The organism is Nonomuraea candida, from assembly GCF_000725485.1.
GTDB lineage: Bacteria > Actinomycetota > Actinomycetes > Streptosporangiales > Streptosporangiaceae > Nonomuraea > Nonomuraea candida.
Genome location: NZ_JOAG01000176.1, coordinates 1 through 287 on the forward strand (window position 1 = coordinate 1; position 287 = coordinate 287).

A 287-nucleotide genomic window follows, 5' to 3' on the forward strand; every position below is an offset into this window, starting at 1 on the left:
GGGCCGGTGGCTGCGCACGGGGCTGTTCTTCGGCGAGGACGACGGCCGCTACGTGCTGGTGGCCTCCGGCTCGGCCATCACCCACACGCATCCCGGGTGGTACCTCAACGTGATGGCCAACCCGGAGGTCGGCGTGCAGATCCTCGGCGAGCGGTTCACCGCCCGGGCGCGCACCGCCGAGGGGCCGGAACGGGAGCGGCTCTGGCGCATGATGACCGAGCTCGCGCCGGTCTACCGGACCTACGAGGCCAGGAGCCGCAGGCAGATCCCCGTGGTCGTCCTGGAGC

General features: G+C 72.5%; 1 protein-coding gene. It reads left to right on the forward strand.

Annotated features, from left to right (window positions below; genetic code table 11):
* Positions 1-287, forward strand: a 287-nt coding sequence (locus tag IO39_RS43585; protein WP_043637853.1) for a nitroreductase/quinone reductase family protein, incomplete at both ends; no start/stop codon positions are given.